The following is a 15,881-nucleotide window of genomic DNA, read 5'->3' on the forward strand; positions in this document are numbered from 1 at the left end:
CCCTCGATCCCATCCCGCCCATCCGCGGCAGGCCCGGACGGCCCCGCCGAAAGCCCCAGTCGGTCTTCGCCGACCGAGGCTACGACCACGACCTCTACCGCGACCAGGTACGGGCCCGCCGGATCCTCCCCGTCATCGCCCGGCGCGGCACACCCCACGGCAGCGGCCTGGGCGTCTACCGATGGGTGGTCGAACGCACCTTCGCCTGGCTCCACGGCTTCAAACGACTCCGCGTCCGCTGCGAACGACGGGCCGACATCCACGAAGCCTTCCTCAAGCTCGCCTGCTGCCTGATCACCCATCGCCAGATCAACTCATTGTGTTAGGAGTTCTAAGGCGAGACCGACTGGTTGCGCTGTGGCCTGGTGGCATGCGGCGCGTACTGGGCGTACGTGCGCGGTCCGAGCTGCGGGCCCGGATCCTGCACTGCGCACCCGCGGCCACGCCGCTTGCGGTGAGCTCCTGGGTCTGGCGGGTATGCGCCAATGGCCGACACGCCATCAACTTCGACAGATCAAGCCGTCTGCAGAACCCTTCGACGGGTGCGGTATCGCCGAGATCCGAAGCAAGATGCTGGTGAGAGCCATATTGGGGGATGAAACAAGAAGCGCCCCGAACTGCGCTATGTGGCCGAAACGCGCCTTGCTGCCGGATTCACGTCGAAAGCCCTTGGGTCAGATCGGAGAGCTGAGTTACGTTCATGAAACACGCGCCGGGCTGGCCCTGATCAGGTCAACGTGTCGCGTGACCAAGGCCATTCGCACGGGGGGCGGAGCCAGGCGCGGTTTGTGGGCCGAGAGTGTCCAAGCCGACGGCTCCACGAACAGGCACCTGATTCCGCACCCCTTTGTGCATGACACGAAGGAAGAATACGTGAATCGGAACACGTTGCGCATCAGCGGCGTCGCTGTACTTGCGGCACTGGCTCTGGGGCTCGGCGGCACCGCTGCACAGGCCAGCAGTGCGGCGCCCGCCCCGGCCGCCACGGTGACAGCTCAGGAGCAGCAGGCGATCCGCTCGCTGGCCGCTGCCCTGCTGAGCGCTCCCATAGAGAAGACCGCCGTCGAGCGGGCTGAGCTTGAGGCCATCGCCAACGGCGAGAGCGCCACCGCCGGAAAGCTTGATCCGCTGATCAACCTGCTCAAGAAGGTGCCGGGCTTCTTCAACGCCGTCGGCAAGAACTTCAGTGCCTTCCAGGCGTGGTACAACGGCCTGTCCTGGTACTGGAAGGCCCCACTTCAGGCTGCCGGCGTGGCCGGCAACCTCTACACCATTTGGGAGCTCTTCCAGTGACGAGCGCTGAGCTCTGACCAAAGGGGGCGTGCCGCAGCCGTGGCTGCGGCACGCCCCGTCAGCACTTGGCCGTGCGTGAAACCGAGAGGATCACGAGACGTGAACCGTCCTTCAGCCGCACCGCAGTCCACCGAAGAGCAGCAAAAGCCTGGATGGCCACTCGTGGCCATCTTCGTCGGAGCTGTGGGCGCTGTTCTCCGCTTTGTTGACATCTGGTCTTGGTGGGCTCTGCTGTGGGTTCCGTTGCTGGCTCTTGCCGTTGCCGCCACCGTGCACGCGTGGCGGACGGTCGCCCGTAACCGATGGCGCACGGGCGCCGTGGAATGGGCTTTTCTTGTTCTCTCTCACCTTGGTTTGTTCGCTGCCCTGGCAGCCGTGGTGCTTGCTGCCATCCAATAAGATCCTCCCCGTTCATCGTCGACTGTTCTGAGCTAGACCTTCCCGGCCACAGCACTAGCCGGACTTCCCCGGCGAACCGGCCTGCTCCAGCCTGGACGCAGCCCACCAGGCCCTCCGTGTCCTCGAAGTCGTCCACCGCCACACCAGCAACTCGTCCGTGCCCAGCTCGCCGCCCCGATCATCCCTGGTGTGTGCACCGCCGGATCCGCCTTGCAGCTCGCGGCCGCCGACCGCGACCGCATGGGCGAGCTCCGCGACACTCTCGGATACCTGCGCGACGCGGTCGGAGCGGCCGTCTACGTCGCCAGCTACACCGACGGCGAGGTCTCCATCACCCAGTACGCCGACGGCCCCCGCACCCCGGTCGTGCACGAGTGGGTCGACTTCCGCGAAGCCGCCCACGCCTCCGCCGTCGGCAAAGCCCTCCTGGCCCAGCTCGGACCCACCGAACGCCTCGACCACCTCAACCGCTACCGCATGGAGCGGTTCACCCCCCACACCATCACCAGCAGAGAGATCCTCTTCGACGAACTCGACGACCGCGGCCCCGGCCAGCCCCTGCTCGACCTGCAGGAGTACACCCTCGGCACGGTCTGCGCCGCCGTCCCCATCGGCACCGGCTCCGAACCCCAATGCGTAGCGCTGTCCCTGCCCACCCCGGACCCGGACCGCCTTCAGCAAGCAGCGCGCGTCCTGCGCAACGAAGCCGTCGCCGTCGTCCTCGCCCTCTTGGTCGCCGGCGAGGACCTTCGCACGTCAATCGGACCGGCCGCAGGCCGTCGCTGAGCTCGAGCGCAGCCGTCCCGCGGTCTCACCGCCGCGGGGCGCGCTACCCGCAAGGGCGCCCGCGTCGACCCTGCAGGTGATGTCTGGAGGGTCCGCGTGCCGGGCCCCGCGTGTGGGGGACCCTGGCGTGCTCAGTTGGCGGCTCACCCTGGCCCTGTCCCGAAGAGGGGCACTTCCTGGGGCGTCATGTCCAGTCGGAGTCGGCGGAGCCTGACCGGGTGGCGGTAGACGCCGCCGCGGTCGACTGCGGTGTCGGCGCTGATCTCCGCGACGAGCTGGGGACGAACGAGGGTCACCTCCAGCAAGTCCCGGCTGCCCCAGGCCGCGGCGAACCGCATGCCCGTCCAGGGATGTTCCGGGTCGGCTTCCGCCAGGCTGCCGGCGACGAGGCGCGCCGCGTCGGGGCGCAGGGGGGCAGTTCGTCCGACGGGGTGGAGGCGTCCGGCTTGGTCGTTGCGGCCCAGCAGGAGAAGGTGTGGTCGGACCAACGTGCCGGCGATGGCGCCGATGATCGCCTCGGTCGTGTCACGGCGCCGGAGTTTGTACCAGCCTCTGTATCCTGGCCGGTAGGGCTGGTGCATGGGCTTGACCACGATGCCTTCCAACCCCGATACCTCGGTCCAGGACTCGAGCCACTGTTGTGCCTTCACCGGGTCGGTGGTCATCGGGCACAGCGTCCACGGCGCGGCGAGCCGGTGCGTGGCGAAGAGGTTCTCCAGTCGCAGGCGACGCTGCCGGTAGGGCTGGCGGAGCAGTTCGGTCCCGTCCTGCTGCAGGATGTCGAAGGCGATGAAGAACGCGGGCAGGGACGTCGTGAGCGCGGCGGCGGTGCGGCCGCGGGCGCCGGCACGGCGTTGCAGCCCGTCGAAGGACAAGCGGCCGGCTGCGGTGTCCCAGGCGACGACCTCCCCATCGAGGACCAGGCCGTCGGGCAGCTGCTCGGCAGCGGCCAGAAGGTCGGGAAACCGGTCCTGGATGTACTTGCCCTGCCGGGTCTGAAGGACCAGGCCGCCGTCCGTGAATGCCAGAGCCCGGTAGCCGTCAAACTTCTGCTCGAACGCGAGCTCGCCCACCGTGCCCGGGCTCGGCACCGACTCCACGGCCTGCGCCAGCATCGGCTCCACCGGCGGGCGCAGCACCATCGCGACCTCCACCCAGGTCATGTCCGGGACGCGGCCAGAGCCTGCAGGAGATCGCTGCGAGACATCTGCGAGCGGCCGGGGAGGTTGGCGGCGGCGGCCTTCTTGTAGAGGTCGGCCTTCGACAGCTCACTCAGGCCCTCCTTGGGTGCGGAGCGGATCCGCTTCTTGCCGGGAGGGTTCTTGGCGGCCGCCTTCGAGGACACGGCGGCCTTGCGGGACGTGGTGGCCTTGCCGCCGGTGCCCTTCGGGCTGCCGGCGCGTTCGACGCTGGCCCGCAGAGCCTCCATCAGGTCGACCACACCTGTCGGCTCGGCCGCTGGCTCGGCCTTCTCCACCGTCTCGCCGGCCTTCTTCGCCTCAATCAGGGCGGCGACCTTCTCCTGGAACGTGTCGTGGAACTCGTCGGGACCCCAGGTCATGCTCATCGCTGCGATGAGCTGCTCGGCCATCTTCAGTTCCTTCTCGGACGCCTTCGCCTTCCCCGGGAGGGTGTCGATCTCCTTCTTGGGGTCGCGGATCTCGTCCGCCCAGTGCAGCGTGTGCAGGGTGAGGAGGCCGTTCTCGGATTTGAGGGCGACGAGGTACTCGTGCTGGCGCATCACGAAGGTGGCGATGCCGGCCTTTCCGGCCTTGGCCAGTGCCTGTTCCAGCAGGCTGTAGACCTTCCCGTACTCGAAGCCGCGCGGGCCGAGGTAGTAGGTCTTGTCGAAGAAGATCGGATCCACCTCTGCCAGGTCGACGAACCCGGCGATCTCCAGCGAGCGGGAGCGGCCCGGCGCGATCTCGTCCAGTTCCTCCGGCTCGACCAGGACGTACTCCTCACCGGTGTCGAACCCCTTCACGATGTCGTCGAGCTCCACCTCGTCGCCGGTCCTCTCATTGACGCGGCGGTTGCGGATCCGGTCGGAGGTGCCGCGCTGGAGCTGATGGAAGTGGATCGTGTGCCTGTCGGTGGCCGTGTAGAGGCCCACAGGCAGGCTGACCAGCCCAAATGACAGGTTTCCGGCCCAGACGGGACGCGCCACGGCAGCCACCTCCTCCAGTCCCCCTCATCCAGTGCACGGCGCCTACCCGGTCAGCAACCATCCGATCTGTCAGCCTCCGGTCCGGTCTGCCGAACGGGTCACGAACCGGAGCGCCGACTTCCCTTCCCTAATCGAACAGAATTACGATTCAGGGGTGAACGACGAGACCGCCTTCCCCCACGACCTCCTCCAGCTCCAGGAACGCCTCCACCGCGCCCAAGCCGAGCACCGCGCCTACCTGGCCGCACTGCCCTGGAGCGTGGAGCCCATCAAGGGGTGGGCCCGCGGCGAGCGGTTCTCCCACCGCGGGGACGTGCCCGACAGCCCCGGCTGGAGCGCCGAGCAGAAAGAGACGGTCGACCGGATGCGGGCCGAGATCCGGCAGCTGTCGAGCGACGTCGTCGACCATCCGCACTGGAAGAGTGTCCCCACCGAGAACATGGCGGCGTCCCGCATGCTGCTGAAGCGGCAGGCCCGCCCCGCCGAAGCCCCCGAGAACCCCGAAGCGGCCGAGGCGGCGTAGCCGCCATGCCGGAACCGCTCCTGCCCCTGCCGCCAGCCCTGGACCAGCTCCTGGTCATACGCCGCTGGCTGGAGCTCACCCTCGCCCGCGTCGACGAGAAGATCAACATCGTCCGCTCGGCGGAGGAAGAACGGGCCCGCCGCCGGCCGCTCCCGGCACCTCCGGACTGGTGGATCGAGTACGGCATCGGTGCCACCCGACAGCCCGACCGCGTCCACACCGGCGCCTGCAGAATCACCGGTCGGGGCCGGGCGGCCACTCGGGAGTCGGCCCTGGAGGTGCTGCGGACCATGCCATCGGTCATCGCGTGCCCGCTGTGCCGGCCTGACAGCGAGCTCGGCCTCCTCGACAGCTGATCGTCGTCGCCAGTCGAACGGGGCCGGCAAGGCCGCAGCCGGTTCTCCCTGCTGCCGGTCGAGATGACGGACAGCATCAGAGCGGTGGGGCGGGCCTACTGCTGGGCCAGGAAGGACCGGCCGGGACCCACTCTTTGGGCGGCCGGCGTCGCACGGTCTGATGCGCAAGGAACGGTTCAGCCACCGCAGCTCACGAACGCTTCGCCTGAGCCTCCGCCGCCCCGGTCCAAAGGCTTTCCCGGCGGGTGGGTCAGCAGGCCGCTCTCTTCTGTGAACCGAGGGAGTTGGGCGCGGAGGGCTGATACGCCGAACAAGGCGATGCTCAGCAGGAGCTCGTCTGACTGGTTCCGGGTCGCCGTGCGGACTCCCGCATGGTCGAGGCGTAACCGGGTGAGCAGTGTGGCCCCACGCAGGGTGCGGCGGGGCCGTACCCACAAGGCCACCGCGGCCGCGTCGGCGAGGAGCCCGAGCCCCAGGTACAACGCCGCTTGTTGCCCGCTCGTGGCGGCGGCGAGCGGCGCGGCCGCGAAGACCGGCAGCAGCAGGATCCGAACGGCCCGCTCTCGCCTGTGGGAAACGACCAGCCCCGCCCGCTCCAGCCCTTCCGATACTCCGCGGACGGCCCGGCGTACCCGCTCGATGTCCTGGAGGCGGCGCGGGTGGAGCGGTTTGTACAGGACGCTGAACTGGGCGCGGGCCACCTCGGAGCAGCTGTCCGGCAGCCAGGGCTTATCGCGTTCCACCGTCTGCCGCCAGCCAGCCTGGACCGATTCGGCCAGGTACAGCTCGACCAGTCCGCACTGGGCCGCGCCCCGCGCACCGCCGCGCAGCAGCCCCATCTCGACGGCGGAGAGCCGGTCCAGTGGGCCGCGGTCCGGCCGCCCGCCCGGGCGAAGGCGCAGGGCGGCGGCAATCAGCAACAGCAGCCACGCCATTGCCGCCGAGACGGCGTTGACGACGAGCACGGCGCCCTCCTCCCCTCGGGGCTCTCAGCCTGCCCCTGAGGTGTGGATTCCGCCAGCGTCCCTTCCGGGTTGGCCTCGCCCCGTCCGCCCGACTGGCACCAGGTCCCGGCTGCCGGCCGGATGGTTGCCGGTGGTGTGTCGGCGTCGACTGGGGCCGACTCAAGGGGCCGCTCAACGGTGATGCCGGTTCTCGTACGCGGGACCCGGGGGCCGCTCGTGGCGATTGTCGGTGCCGATCTCGGTCTCTGGGCCGCACCGAGGCGGTCCGCGGGCTGACCACAGCGATCCGGTGGAACGGCATGTTTGGCGTATTCCTGTCGGTTTGGCTTGAGTGCGCCGGGCGCACTGAGGGGCGCATACAGGCGCACCACTCACATCGGCATGTGTCCTGCCTCACATCGCCCTGCGGGGCCGCTGTAAGGCTTGCGTTCAGCAAAGAGCAGGCGCACCTGGGCGCAGTGTGCCATTTATGCAGGTCAACGCCGGCTGCTTGGGCTCAGAAGGGACGGAGTGCCTCGGTTGAGGGCAACGACAAACGCTCGTACGGCTTCTGAGTGACCGACCGGTAACCGAGTGCTGAAAAAATTTGGTCGGCGGCCGTCTCCACGAACGTGGCACCTCGCCCGCTTTGCTGTTCTACGAGAGCAACCGCACTCGGAGCGCCGCCCGGGGAAACGGCACTCACTCCCTCCAAGGATGAATAGGACCACCACCCTGTGATGAACCACGACGTGGCCAGCCTGGCGCTGGCCCTGGCCGCCGCGGGACGCGCCTTCGCTCCCGACGCGCGGGCCCTGATGCGGCGGCTCCTGGGCGCCGGCGTCCGAGTGGGAGCAGCAAGTCTGGTCGAACAGCGGGAAGCGGCTCGCCCCGAGGCGCTGGACGACGGGAGCCGGTCGTGACGGAGCAGCCCCCCGCCGACTCAGCCGGCACACGTGAGCCCAGCCAGATCATGCCGAACGCCTACTGGGCCTTCCTCGCCCTCAATCACAAGCCCTACCTGGAGTACGCGCGGGTGCTGCTCGGCGACGAGAAGGAAGCCGCCGACGCCGTGCACGCCACCTTCGTCCACCTCGCCGCGATATGGGCGCACCTGACGATGCAGCCCAACATGGCCGCCTACGCGTGGGCACAGCACAAGCTGCTGGTCGCCGACGAGCTCATCATCAGCGGGCGCGAGCCGGCTGCCAGCGAGACGATGGCGTTCGACCGCGCCATCCGCGCGGCAAGCTGCGCAGTCCTTCGCGACTTCCGCGAACAGTTCCGGGCACAGATGGACGAGCTTGAGAACAGCATCGGTCTGTATGCGGCGATGGACCGGCTTCCGGAGCGGCAGTTCGATGTCATGGTCCTGTGCTACGCCCTGAAGTACACCACCAAGCAGACCGCCGACACGATGGGCGTCACGCCAGCCACCGTCCGCACGCTGCGCTGCAGTGCCCGCCGCAGGATCGCCAAGGAAATGGGCCTGGACATCGAGCTGGGCATCGAAGATGAGGAGTGATGAGTCCGTGCCCCACACGCACCGCACCGTCGACGAGCTGCTGGCACGCGCCCGTGTCTTCCAGGGCGACTACACCCCCGCCCACCTCGACGCCGCACGCGAGCGGCTGATCAGCCACCTCACCGAAGCCCGCTGGAGCCACCTCCTGACCGGCGCGCCGGCAACTCCCGCCGCCCCGGCGAGCCGACCCGCTGCCCTGCACGAGCAGGCTGCCCACCAGCTGTGGGCCCTGTCGCAAAACGTCATCACCGACACCGAGGCAGCCGACCACATCGCCCGCTTCCAGGACGCACGCGACCCCGGAGGGGCCCTGGCCTTCGCCTGCCTCCTAGACCTCGCCCGCGTCGAGGACGGCGCCCAGTTCTGGTGGCAGTTCGCCGCCGGTGCCGGCAACCCCACCGGCGCCCTGTGCCTCTACCTGCTGCACCTGCGCCGCGGCGAGATGCGCGACGCCAGCCACTGGGCCAGCCAGATCGGCCAGCTCGAGCAGGCCGACGACGGGGCGATCACGCACTACCGGCCCGTGACCCACGAGCAGACCGACCCAACTGCCCCCGCTGCGGGCATCACCATGCGCTACGAAACCCGCACCGCTCCCGACGACGTCTCCATCTCCGACGAAGCCGTCAAGGACACAGTGGAACAGCTCGGCATGGACCGGCACGAGGAACTTGGCCGCATCCTCACCCCCACCGCAGAGCTGGCGAAGCAGATCGAGGAACTCGTCACCCACTGATCCCGGCCGGACCCCACCTGAGCAAGCTCTGAGCCAAGAAGGAGGGGGCTGTTTCCCGCGGGAAACAGCCCCCTCCTTCTTGGCTCAGAGCCCGGCGGGGACGGCGCGAGGACGGCGCCGAGCCAAGGGGGACGGGCGGATGGCCTGACCCCCGTGCAGGCACCTGCCAGCCTCTCGATACCGATGTGGGCCAGCGTGATCATAATGGCGCCGCGTCCTTCTGTTGCTGGCGGTGCGCTGGCCGCGGCCCTGGTGAGGCAGGGGAAAGTCACCAAGCGGTGCTGGTGGCGAAGGGTCGGGATGCGTTGGACTGGGAAGGTGTTCGCGCGCCGCGCCGCGCCGGGCGGGTCCTAGCCGGCTACTTGGTCCCGGTGCGGTGGAATGGCAGCCGCTCCAGGGCCTCGTCCCGACCGCGCCGGAGCTGGCCCCACCCGCCGTGGTCACCAGCGTGGCGGCGTACGCGGCCGCCAGCCTCTCCTACGCCGGGATCGGGACGCGGGTGCTCTCCACCCAATCGCACGGCCCGCCCGGACCCAGCTACGCGGGAACGCCCCGCCCAGATCCCGGGATCGACCGGCTCCTGCGACGATGATCCGCATGCAGCCGCTGCCGACGCCGTGCCCCGCCGACCTGATCCCGGACGCCACCGGCCAGGACGCCTTCAACGCCGCATATCGGCAGGCCCAACAGCAGCGGGCCGTGTTCGTCGCCATCGAGAGCCAGGGACCGCGCTGGGCGGTCAAGGCCGACGCGCTCACCGCGCTGGGGCACACCATCGATGCCGGCGTGTACGACGCGGTCCGCGAGGCCGTCATCCACCTGATCCGCACCCGGCAGGTCCGCCCCGACTCCTCCGCCGGCCCGGTCTACTTCGTGCTCCATGACGTCGACGACGAGAGTCGGGCCCGTGAACTGGCCGCAGCCCTGCACGCCGCCCTCTACGGCGACTCCGAGCCGTTGGCGAGCTGCCTGCGCAGCTCGTAGAGCACGTCGGGGCTGCCGATGCGGACCAGCTGCTCCAGCAGCCGGTCGATCCGGACATCGTCTCCGGCGCGCACCGCGTCGACGACGCCCTCGATCACCTCGCGCGCCCCGGGCGACAGCGCCTGTTCGTTCACCGCCTTGTCGCCTCCACCTCGGCGGGCTCGCCTCCGAGGCGCCTTCGCGGTAGAGGAAGGGTGCCCATGTCATCCCCAGTCGCGCAGGTCCCGTTTCAGCTCGTTGAATCGTGCGGCTCGACGGGGGGCTTGGCTCGTGTCAGGTGCGCTGCCGAGAGCGAGGACGGGATCGGTGACCTGGTAGGTCACCCGATAGGCCAAGACGTCCAAGGCGGTCTCCAGCCACTCCTCCGCGCGGCGTGGGGGTGCCATGGGTCCGAGCGCCGTCGTGAACCACATGGGCAGCAGGTCCGTGCCGGTGAGCGCCTCGGACAGCCGGCTGCGCAGGCGTACCCGCAGCTGGGTGTGGGCACGCTGGCCGGCCTCGATGACAGCGGCTGACCCTGCACGGCGGGCGTTGTCCGCGGCCAGCTCCGTCTGTGCGCCCTGGGCTCTCTCGGCCAGTCGCCCGATCCGTTCCTGGCCCTTCTGGGCCTCGGCGGCGGCCTTGGTGAACGCCTGCTCGGCCTTCTTGCGGCGCGGGTCCCCGACTGGGGTGGAGGCCAGCACGGCCGCGGCCTCACGGACGGTAGAGCGGTGCCCGGCCAGTGCCTGCCGCGCCTGCTGGTAGTGGTTGATCCGTAGCTGACGGGTGTTGCGCTGGTGCGCGGCGAGGAGGGCTTCCTCGGCGGCGAGCCCCTCGTCGACGGCGAGGCCGAGCCCTCTGAGCTTTCCTCCGCGGTCGACATCCAGGTCGACGACGACGGCACCCTCGGCCTGCCGCAGGTGCCGCTCCAGCGCACTCACCCGTGTGGTCAGCCTCTCCAGCCCCGTCTCTGTCTCGGAGATCGACTCCTCCAGCTCGTCAGAGCGGGCTTCGGCCGTCTCCTTGGCTTCCTGCAGCTCTGACTCCAGGGTCTCCAAGCGCCGCGTGGTGCTGCGCTCAGCATCCTCCAGGCGCTCCACCGTCTCCTCGACGTCGGACAGCTTCGACGTGAGGTTCGAGATGGCGTAGTCGGTGTTGCGCTGGAAGGTGTCCTGGCTGCGCTTGAGCGCGTCGATACGGCGGCGCTGCTCCTCGCCCAGGTCCAGGGAGTCGTACCCGCTCACGCCTTCGCCTTCCTCGCGCCGTCCCCGCTCGCTTCACTGGCCAGGCCGTAGGCGCCGGCCCAGCACAGCAACGGCAGCAGCCACACCCACCACGGCAGCACCCCGAAGGCGAGCAGCGGCACCGCCACGCTGGCGACGCCCAACGCGGCCGCGGCATGCCGCAGCTGCCGGTGCTTGCCCGGCAGAGGCTTCTGCCCGGCCGTGTAGAACGCGGAGGTCCCGATCAGCTGCACCACCGCCAGGAGGCTCCACCCGCCACTGATCCAACCGAGCCCAGCGGCCACGCACAGCAGCACCGCGCACGCCGCGTGGGCCCACAACGCCACCGTGAACGACTTGGTGCTCACCTCGAGGTGCGGCTGCTCCAACCGGGCTGGCACCTGCGCCTCGTACTCGAGCAACGCGTTACCTGACTGCACCAGGCGCGCGAAGGCGGCCGCGTACTGCGGATCGTCCTCGTCCAAGCTGTCGAGAACCTGGAGAGCGGCAGTGATCTCGGCCTGCAGCTCCGTGACCTCCTGGGCTATCTCCTCGTGAAGCTCGGCCACCCGTCCCCCTCCTCGGCACTCCCGCCTGCCTGCCAGCAGCGAAACCGGTCGACCGTACCGGCTGTCACCCGTCCAGCGCCGCGACTTCGTCGGGAGTGGCCGGATTGAAGCGCTCGACGATCGTCCCGGGAGACTGCGCCCTCGCGGGGCGGGACCGCGTCGGTTGCGCCCCGGTCGGAGCATCACCGCGCTCCGGACGAAGTCGTTGAACCAGCATCACCCCCATCAATTTGCCGAAGGGATTCGTGGTGGCGAGCAAGACGTCGCGGAAGCGTGCACCTGCGTGGGGAGGACGGATGACCCACTTCACCCCGACCAGGCCCGTGGCTCGGGCCATCGCCGCGGCGGAACGGGCGACGGTGGAGGATCAGCGCTGGTACAAGCGCAATCCCGGTGAGCGACTGCGTATCCGGGTGGCCGGCCGTGGTGAGTTCGACCAGTGGCTCAAGGATCAACAGGCGTGGCCGCTGGAGCCGGGCAGCCGTTTGATCGTGGTGGTGGACCTCATCCAGCCGGGGCGACGCACGCGCGCACCGTACTGCGTGATGTCCCAGGGAGCTCCTGTCCAGGGAGACCTCCCCCAGGCTGAGAGCGAGTGGCTGCGCGAGCAATGGTTGAAGGACATCGCGGCCCTGGAGGCGAAAGCGCCGTACGACAACACAGCCGTTGCCGCCTTCGCCCAGTGCCACGGTCAAGACCGCCGGCTGTCGTTCTTCCTCAGCAGAGGGAACGTGATCTCGCTGGACATCGACCCGGGCGCGTGAACCCGCTGCCGAACGCTTACGGACGGCAGGGCCCGGCGGGAGATCTGCCGGGCCCTGCCTCTTGCCGTGCGCCCTCCGGGCCGCGAGAGTCGTCATCGTCGGGGCCGGGAGGAAGATCAGTGGCTGACCTGTCGGCCGTGCCACCTTGCGGAGGTGCCCCGCTGCAACGGGGCCTCCTGCGTTCTGCGGTGCGTGTCCGGACCGTGGACCTGCGCCTCTCTTGTACGCGCGCGCTCGCGTCCGCGGACCCGAGCGCCCACGCGCACGTGGGAACGAGTTCAAGAATGGGGGGATAATTGACCTCGGCCAAGAGGTGTAGGCAGACACTTGCCCCTGTCCAACCTCCACCCCGTCTGACCTGCACCGATCCGGCAGATTCGCGGGTTATTAAATCCGGCGGCGAGCCATCCTTTGAACAATTCCGTTCCGGCCGCTAAATAACAGGTCAGCGCTTTATTTACAGCCTGCCTCCAACGGGAACTGAATCGGCATTCTCGCGCGTAAGCGTGGGTAACGTGGGCTTCGCTGGCGCCTGTGGCTGCAACCACCGGCGTGAAGTCAAGTGCCCTGCAAGGCACTTGAGCCCAAGTTCCGGACCGTTAGCCGACCACCCGCCTCCTGTTGGGAGTCAACTTCCTTGTCTCTGCTGCTTCCTGAGCCCGTTCCTGCCGAGCAGAACGGGCTGTGCACGCACACCCCGGCGAGCGCCACCAAGCCCTCGCCGCTTGCCTCCTTACTCCTGCTGGTCATCCTCCTGGCCGCGCTGGTCGTCCTGCTCGCCCGCGGGATGAAGCTGGAGGAGGCCCTCGCCATCCTGGGGGCCGGCGGCCTGCTGGCCGCCGAACTGCGTCAGCGTCTGCTCTGACCCGATGCCCTGCCGGGGCCCGTCTCACCGACGGGCCCCGGTCTAGTTCCGGGCTCGGGAAGGAGATGGACGCTGTGGCCCGCCCCATGAAGCAACTGCCCCGCACCAACGACCCCCTGGTGGCCTTCGCGCGCGACCTCCAGGCGCTGCGCAAGCAGGCCGGCAACCCCCCGCTGGCGCTGATGGCCGAACACAGCGGTCTGTCGACCGCGACGCTGTCGAACGCCCACACGGGCAAGAAGCTGCCCACCTGGGCGACCGTCAACGGCTACGTCCTTGCCTGCGGCGGCGACCCCGAGAGCTGGAGTGCACGCTGGGAGAGCCTGCGTCTGGCCGCCGCCGGAGTCACCGGCGACCTGTGCCGCGAGGCCCTGAGCCGCTGGGAGCGCACCGGCAACCTCACCCCGCCGCACGCCGCCGACGAGGGCGAACTGCGCGAGCTCCTGAAGACACTGCTGGACTTCAACGGCCTCAGCCACCGCACCCTCGCCAAACAGGCGCCCGGCTACTCTCACGTGACGTACGGGGCCGTCCTGCGCGGCGCCCGCCCGCTGAAGGCGAAGATCCTCTACCAGATCCTCATCGGCTGCGGCGTCTACTCACTGCAAAGCCAGGAGGCGTGGTTCCACCTCCTGAGCAGCTTCTCCCGTAGTGAAGGAGTCGAAGGAGGCAAGCTGCTGGCCCGGGTGGACCGGCCCCTGCGCTACGCCGGCGACCTTGACCTGAAGATGCTCAAGGCCATCCTCGAACGCCTCGAGCGCGGCCGCGGCCTGTTCGCCGCCGACATCGTGTCGCGCGACAGCATCAACTCCCTGCGAACCGCGTACGAGGACATGCTGGCGCTCCTGCTGTCCTCGCTGCAGCGCTCCCAGGTCCAGCTGCCGCCCAAGCTCGCCTTCGCCCTCAACCGGGTCGTCGGCGAGTTGCGCAACAGCTCAGTCCCCAACCCGGCCGCCATCGACGCCCTGGTCCCGCTCGCCATGCCGTTCCACCCCCGCCTGCGCACCCGGGTCACCATGGCGCTGAAGAACGCGGGCGAACTGCTGCGCCGGGCAGAGGCCGGCGAACTCAACATCCGGGGAGTGGCAGGACTCCGGCTTTCACTGCCGCCATCGCCCCTACACGTCCAGCGCACCACGCCGACAGCCTCGTAGTTCCCGAGCACGCGACCGGCGCCTCAGCCAGTGACCGGCTACCGGGCGCCGGTCCTGCTGTGCTGGGCGTCGGCTTCGGTCTGTGATGTCCGCCGAAGCGGAGGGCGGGCGGCAGCGGCACCGTACAACGAGGACGAGGCGCGATGCTGTGGCACGCTATCGAGTCTTCTCATCTGCGTTTTTGTGATCTTGCAGGAGTATCGCGTGCCCGAGGACCCCATCGCTCACAGCGAGCTCGCTGCCCTGACCCGGCGCTTTGAGGAAGTCGCGGAGAAGCACGACCGCGAGTTCGGGATCCTCAAGTCCAACCTCACCGCGGTGCGTCCCCATATCGGCAACCTCAACCAGAAGGTCGAGGCGCTCGACAAGAAGATCGACCGGAACCAGGCCCAGATCACCGAACTGCTCACCCAGCTCGTGGGGCAGCGCCCCGACGCCAGCTGAGTGCGGCCCCTGAGGTGGTGCAGGCGGCAACCAACCGGGTCCGAGCGCAGGACCGAGGAAAGCGCCGCCGACAGGGCGACGCGGCTCACGCCGCTGTGCTGCGTTGGTCCCGTCATGAGAGGGGCCCATCACAGGGTGTGAACGGTGCAGGCGAGAATGCAGAAGTGAGCGGCCCTGTGGGCTTCGTGAGGCAACACCGCTAGAGGTGACGGATCGGCGCGTTCAGCTGCTGAGCTGCGGCTTTGCAGCATGTGAGAGCATTTTTTCCTGCCTTTGTGTTGCCTAGTCTGCCTGGCTCTGGCATTCTTCTATTTGCAAGGTCCCATGTGTCCGAGTGAGGACACCCAGGGGATCTTGCTCTCGTGGGCCCCCGGTTCTCCCGGGGGTTTCTGCGTTTCAGGCCCAGGCTTCGTCTTCGACCCACACGATGCCGTCCGTTCCGTGTCCAGGAAGCCAGTGCTGGGCCAGGCGCTTGTACGCCTTTGACATGGGGCCCATCGCCTGCATCTTCGGCCAGACCTCGGGACGCTGCAGCATGAGGTGATGGAAGGCGGCATATCCGACCATGTCGGCCGCCTGGATGAACTGGCTGTAGCGGCTGTCCTGCATGATCGGGTCTTCCAGCACCCGGCGGGATGCGAGGGGCAGGCTCCGGTGGGTGTCACGGTATGGCTTGGCCCCGCGAATGGCCTGCTTCCAGGCTTCGGCTGCTTCCTCCTGGCTCATATTCTCGACTTCGTCCGGCCCGGATTGCCCATCGAACATGATCATGACCCGGGTTCCCTCTTGGGCGGCCCACTGCTCGAGGTGGTCCACGAACGATTGGTAGACCGTGGCTACCTTTGCCGTGGGGCCGGCGACGGTGAGAACCCTGACGCTCTGGCATTTGGCCAGGTGGCGGAGCATGAGGTCATGGGCGGCGATCCGTGCAGGCCGACCGAACGCATCATTCTGCTCATCTGTGGCACAAGGCCGTCCACGCCCCTTGACCAGGTGAACGGCATGCAGCTCGGTGTTCTTCAGAACCCCCCACGTCTGCTCCAGCTTCCTCCGCCCGCTGAGCCAGTGGTGGAGGAGATCGCTCCACCCTTCCTCGGGCACCAGCAAGCCGGTCAGCGTGCGGCCCTTATCGGCACCAGAGTCATCGACGTAGCAGAAGTACACCTGCCG

At 68.7% G+C, this 15,881-nt stretch carries 20 protein-coding genes and 1 pseudogene; 14 read left to right on the plus strand and 7 right to left on the minus strand.

Annotated features, from left to right (window positions below; genetic code table 11):
• Window positions 1-2: 2 nt before the first annotated feature.
• The 3 genes and pseudogenes from C0216_RS31025 to C0216_RS31035 form a co-directional block, all read left to right on the plus strand.
• Window positions 3-326, plus strand: a pseudogene (locus C0216_RS31025) (transposase); the annotation flags it as partial.
• 418 nt (window positions 327-744) lie between these two features.
• Complete coding sequence (locus C0216_RS31030) at window positions 745-1,293, plus strand: hypothetical protein (protein ID WP_162793354.1); 549 nt, start codon at window positions 745-747, stop codon at window positions 1,291-1,293.
• Window positions 1,294-1,881: 588 nt separating this feature from the next.
• Window positions 1,882-2,478 (plus strand): IclR family transcriptional regulator domain-containing protein, encoded by a 597-nt coding sequence (locus C0216_RS31035; protein WP_246043002.1) that lies wholly within the window; start codon window positions 1,882-1,884, stop codon window positions 2,476-2,478.
• Window positions 2,479-2,621: 143 nt separating this feature from the next.
• Here C0216_RS31035 and C0216_RS31040 read toward each other — a convergent pair whose 3' ends face one another.
• Both C0216_RS31040 and C0216_RS31045 read right to left on the minus strand, forming a co-directional pair.
• Entirely contained in the window at window positions 2,622-3,641 is a 1,020-nt protein-coding gene (locus C0216_RS31040; RefSeq protein ID WP_246043003.1) for an ATP-dependent DNA ligase, read from the minus strand.
• Window positions 3,638-4,645 carry a Ku protein gene (locus tag C0216_RS31045; RefSeq protein ID WP_246043004.1) on the minus strand — a complete coding sequence of 336 codons (1,008 nt, stop codon included), beginning with the start codon at window positions 4,643-4,645 and terminating at the stop codon, window positions 3,638-3,640. The genes C0216_RS31040 and C0216_RS31045 overlap by 4 nt, the downstream gene beginning before the upstream one ends.
• Before the next feature lie 154 nt (window positions 4,646-4,799).
• Here C0216_RS31045 and C0216_RS31050 point away from each other — a divergent pair, with 154 nt between their 5' ends.
• Both C0216_RS31050 and C0216_RS31055 read left to right on the plus strand, forming a co-directional pair.
• On the plus strand, window positions 4,800-5,168 hold the full coding sequence (locus tag C0216_RS31050) for a hypothetical protein (RefSeq protein ID WP_114059097.1): 369 nt from the start codon (window positions 4,800-4,802) through the stop codon (window positions 5,166-5,168).
• A 5-nt stretch (window positions 5,169-5,173) separates the two neighbouring features.
• Entirely contained in the window at window positions 5,174-5,524 is a 351-nt protein-coding gene (locus tag C0216_RS31055) for a DUF6233 domain-containing protein (protein WP_114059098.1), read from the plus strand.
• Between the two features lie 176 nt (window positions 5,525-5,700).
• Here the strand turns inward: C0216_RS31055 and C0216_RS31060 are convergent, their stop codons facing one another.
• Window positions 5,701-6,489, minus strand: coding sequence for a TIGR04222 domain-containing membrane protein (locus C0216_RS31060; protein WP_114059099.1), 789 nt, complete (start codon window positions 6,487-6,489; stop codon window positions 5,701-5,703).
• Window positions 6,490-7,208: 719 nt separating this feature from the next.
• Here C0216_RS31060 and C0216_RS31065 point away from each other — a divergent pair.
• From C0216_RS31065 to C0216_RS31080, 5 genes are all read left to right on the plus strand, one after another.
• Window positions 7,209-7,391 carry a hypothetical protein gene (locus tag C0216_RS31065; RefSeq protein WP_114059100.1) on the plus strand — a complete coding sequence of 61 codons (183 nt, stop codon included), beginning with the start codon at window positions 7,209-7,211 and terminating at the stop codon, window positions 7,389-7,391.
• Window positions 7,388-7,993 (plus strand): sigma-70 family RNA polymerase sigma factor, encoded by a 606-nt coding sequence (locus tag C0216_RS31070; RefSeq protein ID WP_114059101.1) that lies wholly within the window; start codon window positions 7,388-7,390, stop codon window positions 7,991-7,993. Before C0216_RS31065 ends, C0216_RS31070 begins: the two co-directional genes overlap by 4 nt.
• A gap of 7 nt (window positions 7,994-8,000) precedes the next feature.
• Window positions 8,001-8,729 (plus strand): hypothetical protein, encoded by a 729-nt coding sequence (locus C0216_RS31075; RefSeq protein WP_114059102.1) that lies wholly within the window; start codon window positions 8,001-8,003, stop codon window positions 8,727-8,729.
• Between the two features lie 376 nt (window positions 8,730-9,105).
• The gene (locus C0216_RS33700) at window positions 9,106-9,321 is read left to right on the plus strand and encodes a hypothetical protein (RefSeq protein ID WP_162793355.1); all 216 of its coding nucleotides are present in this window, start codon (window positions 9,106-9,108) and stop codon (window positions 9,319-9,321) included.
• 5 nt (window positions 9,322-9,326) lie between these two features.
• On the plus strand, window positions 9,327-9,713 hold the full coding sequence (locus tag C0216_RS31080; RefSeq protein WP_114059140.1) for a hypothetical protein: 387 nt from the start codon (window positions 9,327-9,329) through the stop codon (window positions 9,711-9,713).
• Here the strand turns inward: C0216_RS31080 and C0216_RS31085 are convergent.
• From C0216_RS31085 to C0216_RS31095, 3 genes are all read right to left on the minus strand, one after another.
• The gene (locus tag C0216_RS31085) at window positions 9,668-9,847 is read right to left on the minus strand and encodes a hypothetical protein (RefSeq protein WP_114059103.1); all 180 of its coding nucleotides are present in this window, start codon (window positions 9,845-9,847) and stop codon (window positions 9,668-9,670) included. The two genes, C0216_RS31080 and C0216_RS31085, sit on opposite strands and share 46 nt — an antisense overlap.
• A 69-nt stretch (window positions 9,848-9,916) precedes the next feature.
• Window positions 9,917-10,936 carry a CopG family transcriptional regulator gene (locus C0216_RS34830; RefSeq protein WP_246043005.1) on the minus strand — a complete coding sequence of 340 codons (1,020 nt, stop codon included), beginning with the start codon at window positions 10,934-10,936 and terminating at the stop codon, window positions 9,917-9,919.
• On the minus strand, window positions 10,933-11,484 hold the full coding sequence (locus C0216_RS31095) for a hypothetical protein (RefSeq protein ID WP_114059104.1): 552 nt from the start codon (window positions 11,482-11,484) through the stop codon (window positions 10,933-10,935). Before C0216_RS31095 ends, C0216_RS34830 begins: the two co-directional genes overlap by 4 nt.
• A gap of 296 nt (window positions 11,485-11,780) precedes the next feature.
• On the opposite strand from C0216_RS31095, the gene C0216_RS31100 reads away from it, so the two are divergent.
• The 4 genes from C0216_RS31100 to C0216_RS31115 all read left to right on the plus strand — a co-directional run bounded on the left by C0216_RS31100 (window position 11,781) and on the right by C0216_RS31115 (window position 14,711).
• A complete protein-coding gene (locus C0216_RS31100) occupies window positions 11,781-12,248 on the plus strand; it encodes a hypothetical protein (protein ID WP_114059105.1) in 468 nt (155 codons plus the stop codon).
• Between the two features lie 637 nt (window positions 12,249-12,885).
• Complete coding sequence (locus tag C0216_RS31105) at window positions 12,886-13,113, plus strand: hypothetical protein (protein ID WP_114059106.1); 228 nt, start codon at window positions 12,886-12,888, stop codon at window positions 13,111-13,113.
• A gap of 65 nt (window positions 13,114-13,178) precedes the next feature.
• Window positions 13,179-14,267: a hypothetical protein gene (locus tag C0216_RS31110; protein ID WP_162793356.1), complete on the plus strand. Its 1,089-nt coding sequence runs from the start codon at window positions 13,179-13,181 to the stop codon at window positions 14,265-14,267.
• A 204-nt stretch (window positions 14,268-14,471) separates the two neighbouring features.
• Window positions 14,472-14,711, plus strand: coding sequence for a hypothetical protein (locus tag C0216_RS31115; protein ID WP_114059108.1), 240 nt, complete (start codon window positions 14,472-14,474; stop codon window positions 14,709-14,711).
• A 396-nt stretch (window positions 14,712-15,107) separates the two neighbouring features.
• Here the strand turns inward: C0216_RS31115 and C0216_RS31120 are convergent, their stop codons facing one another.
• Window positions 15,108-15,875: a DUF3800 domain-containing protein gene (locus C0216_RS31120; protein WP_114059109.1), complete on the minus strand. Its 768-nt coding sequence runs from the start codon at window positions 15,873-15,875 to the stop codon at window positions 15,108-15,110.
• Window positions 15,876-15,881: the final 6 nt, after the last annotated feature.

The organism is Streptomyces globosus (assembly GCF_003325375.1).
Lineage (GTDB): Bacteria > Actinomycetota > Actinomycetes > Streptomycetales > Streptomycetaceae > Streptomyces > Streptomyces globosus_A.